Below are 3065 nucleotides of genomic sequence, written 5' to 3' on the forward strand. Positions count from 1 at the left end.
TGCTGGTGCTGACGCCGGAGGCGTATCTGCCGTTGCGGGCGTTGGGGGCGCGGTGGAATGCGAGGGCTGCGGGGGTGGCGGGGGCGGTGGAGGCGGAGGCGGGGCGGGGGGCGGCGACGGGGCGGGGGGGGGTGGGGGGGGTGGTGGCGGGGGAGCTGCTGCCGCGCCTCGTCGCCTCCGGTGAGCCCGAGGTCGCGCTGCGCGCCGGACGCGCGCACGCGCCCCGGCTCGCCCACGCCGGCGCCGACGCGACGGGCCGGGTGTCCCTCGATCCGGACGGCACGGTCCTGGTCACCGGCGGCACCGGGACGCTCGGCGGCCTGGTCGCGCGCCATCTGGTGCGGGAGCACGGCGTCCGCCGGCTCGTCCTGGTCGGCCGGCGCGGCCTCGCCGCCGCCGGTGCGACCGAGCTGTACGCGGAGCTGCGCGAGGCCGGCGCCGAGGTGACCGTGGCGGCGGCCGACGCCGCCGACCGGGAGGCGCTGGCGGAGGTGCTCGCGGCGATCCCGGCCGGGCATCCGCTGACCGCCGTCGTCCACGCCGCCGGCGTCCTGGACGACGCCCTGTTGGACGACCTCGGCCCGTCACGGCTCGCCCCGGTGTTCCGGCCGAAGGCGGACGCCGCCTGGCATCTGCACGAGCTGACCCGCGACCTGGACCTGGCGGCGTTCGTGCTGTTCTCGTCCGGCGCCGGGGTGCTCGGCAACGCCGGGCAGGGCAACTACGCGGCGGCCAACGGATTCCTGGACGGCCTGGCCCGCATGCGGCGTGCCGAGGGCCTGCCCGCCGTGTCGCTCGCGTGGGGGCTGTGGTCGCAGGCCAGCGGCATGACCGGCCATCTCGGCGACGCCGCGCTGGGCAGGCTGTCGCGCGGCGGCCTCGGCGCGCTCTCCACGGCCGAAGGGCTGGCCCTTTTCGACGCCGCCCTCGCGGCCGGGGACGCCGTCGTCGTCCCGGCGCGGTTCGACGCCGCCGCGCTCCGCTCGCTCGCCGCCGACGGCGACCTGCCGCCCGTGCTCCGCGGTCTCGTCCCCGCGCCCCGCCGGGACGTACCGCAGGCCGCCGGACCGACCGCCGCGTCGTTCGCCGACCGGCTCGCCGGACTGTCCTCCCCCGAGCGGACGAGCACCGTGCTCGACCTGGTCAGGCGGCACGCGGCCGCCGTGCTGGGGCACGACGCCCCGGACGACGTCGGCGCGGCGCGGGCGTTCAAGGACCTCGGGTTCGACTCCCTCGCGGCGGTCGAGCTGCGCAACCGGCTCGCCAGGGCGGCGGGGGTGCGGCTCCCCGCCACGCTCGTCTTCGACCACCCGACCCCGGCGGACCTGGCGCGGCGGCTGCTGGAGGAGCTCGCGCCGGAACCGCCCGGCGAGCCGGACGGGACCGGAGGCATCGCCGCCGCGATCGCCGAAATGGACGTGGACGACCTGGTGGAACGGGCTCTGGGAGGGAACCGATGACCGACGACAAGGTCGTCCGCGCGCTGCGCGCCGCGCTGGTCGACAACGAGCGGCTCCGCGAGGAGAACGACCGGCTGAGAGGCACCGCCGCCGCCGACCCCGTCGCCGTCGTTGCGGCCGCGTGCCGCCTGCCCGGCGGGATCGCCTCGCCGGAGGACCTGTGGGAGCTCGTCTCCGAGGGACGCGAGGGCCTCTCGCCCTTCCCCGGCGACCGGGGCTGGGACCTCGACGGCCTCTTCGCCGCCGACGCGGACCGGCCCGGCACCTCCTACGTGCGGCAGGGCGGCTTCCTGCACGACGCGGGAGCCTTCGACGCCGCCCTGTTCGGCATCTCGCCGCGCGAGGCGCTCGCCATGGACCCGCAGCAGCGCCTCATGCTGGAGGTCTCGTGGGAGGTGCTCGAACGCGCCGGCATCGCGCCCACCGCGCTGCGCGGCGAGCGCGTCGGCGTCTTCACCGGCGTCATGTACCACGACTACGCCGCCGGGCTCGCCGAGGTGCGGGACGACCTCGAAGGGCTCCTCGGGACGGGGACGTCCGGCAGCGTCGTGTCCGGGCGCGTCTCCTACACGTTCGGGCTCGAAGGGCCCGCCCTCACCGTCGACACCGCCTGCTCGTCCTCCCTGGTGGCCGTGCATCTGGCGGCGCGGGCGCTGCGCGACGGCGAGTGCCGGCTCGCGCTCGCGGGCGGCGTCGCCGTCATGGCGCGGCCGTCGCCCTTCGTCGAGTTCTCCCGGCAGCGCGGCCTCGCGCCCGACGGGCGCTGCAAGGCGTTCGCCGACGCCGCCGACGGCACCGGCTGGGCCGAGGGCGCCGCGGTCCTCCTCCTGGAGCGGCTGTCGGACGCCCGCCGCAACGGCCATCCCGTGCTCGCGCTGGTGCGCGGCAGCGCCGTCAACCAGGACGGCGCCTCCAACGGGCTCACCGCCCCCAACGGGCCGTCCCAGCAGCGCGTGATCCGCGCGGCGCTGGACGCGGCGGGCCTGGCGCCCGCCGACGTCGACGCGGTCGAGGGGCACGGGACCGGTACCCCGCTGGGCGACCCGATCGAGGCGCAGGCACTCCTCGCCGCCTACGGCCGCGACCGCCCCGCCGGCCGGCCGCTCTGGCTGGGGTCGCTGAAGTCCAACATCGGGCACGCGCAGGCCGCCGCGGGCGCCGCCGGGATCATCAAGGTGATCGAGGCGCTGCGGCACCGCGCGCTGCCCGCCACGCTGCACGTGGACGCGCCGTCCACGAACGTCGACTGGGACGCGGGCGCGGTCCGGCTGCTCACCGAGCCGCGGGACTGGCCCGATCCGGGACGTCCCCGCCGGGCCGGGGTGTCGTCCTTCGGCGTCAGCGGCACCAATGCGCACGTGATCATCGAAGAGGCGCCGGTGAGCACCGACGAGGCCCCGCCGCCGGACGCGGGCCCGGCGCCCCGGCCCTGGGAGATCTCCGGGGCGACGGCGGACGCGCTGCGGGCCCAGGCCGCGCGGCTCGCCTCCCACCTCCGGGAGCGTCCCGCGCTGGAACCCGCCGACGTCGCCGCCTCGCTGGCGTCCGGCAGGGCGGCCCTCGCGCACCGCGCCGTCGGCGGGGGGGCGGGGCGCGTCGCGGCGC

The 3065-nt window shown here is 78.2% G+C and carries 2 protein-coding genes; both read left to right on the top strand.

Annotated elements, in window-relative coordinates; all coding sequences use genetic code 11:
* On the top strand, window positions 1-1460 hold a 1460-nt coding region (locus ABZ914_RS49420), incomplete at its 5' end, for a type I polyketide synthase (RefSeq protein ID WP_500201521.1).
* The coding region (locus ABZ914_RS49425) for a type I polyketide synthase (protein ID WP_500201522.1) at window positions 1457-3065 on the top strand (1609 nt) is incomplete at its 3' end. The genes ABZ914_RS49420 and ABZ914_RS49425, both read left to right, overlap by 4 nt.

Source organism: Spirillospora sp. NPDC046719, assembly GCF_040645715.1.
GTDB lineage: Bacteria > Actinomycetota > Actinomycetes > Streptosporangiales > Streptosporangiaceae > Spirillospora.